This is a genomic window from Mycobacterium timonense, assembly GCF_025821985.1.
In the GTDB taxonomy this organism is placed as follows: Bacteria; Actinomycetota; Actinomycetes; order Mycobacteriales; family Mycobacteriaceae; genus Mycobacterium; species Mycobacterium avium.
On record NZ_JACKSY010000037.1, the window covers coordinates 1 to 436 of the forward strand.

2 pseudogenes are annotated in these 436 nt (G+C 66.1%); both read right to left on the reverse strand.

The features are described 5' to 3' along the window. Positions 1-140 (reverse strand): annotated as a pseudogene (locus tag H7I87_RS10200) (hypothetical protein); the annotation flags it as partial. Between the two features lie 35 nt (positions 141-175). Next, a pseudogene (locus tag H7I87_RS10205) lies at positions 176-436 on the reverse strand (hypothetical protein); the annotation flags it as partial.

Consider the following 436-nt stretch of genomic DNA (forward strand, 5'->3'; position numbering starts at 1 on the left):
GCACCAGGTCGGCGCCCGCTCGCGTGCATCGGTGGCACCAGGTCGGCGCCCGCTCGCGTGCATCGGTGCGCCAGTGTGGTACCCAGGCCCGGACCGACGCCGCTGATCACCACTACCTTGCCATCGAGCAACTTCGTCATCCCAGCATCCTCGCCTGAACTTGTTGTTGGCGCAGTTATTGTGCTCGAAGAACGGCAGCGCCGCAAATCTTATTGTGCTCGAAGAACGGCAGCGCCGCCGCCACGGCGTCGAGGTCGACCAGTTCGACTGTGGGGCCGTCGGCATCGGTGAGCTGCCGCGACACCCGCTGCCAGCGGAACTGCAGGATGCCCTTGCGATGGCCGAGGGTCTCCACCCAGTTGGTCACCCCGGGGTTCTGGTCGGCGACGACGATGCGCACCTTGCCGTCCGGATCCGCTTGCGCCTGAGTGTTGTT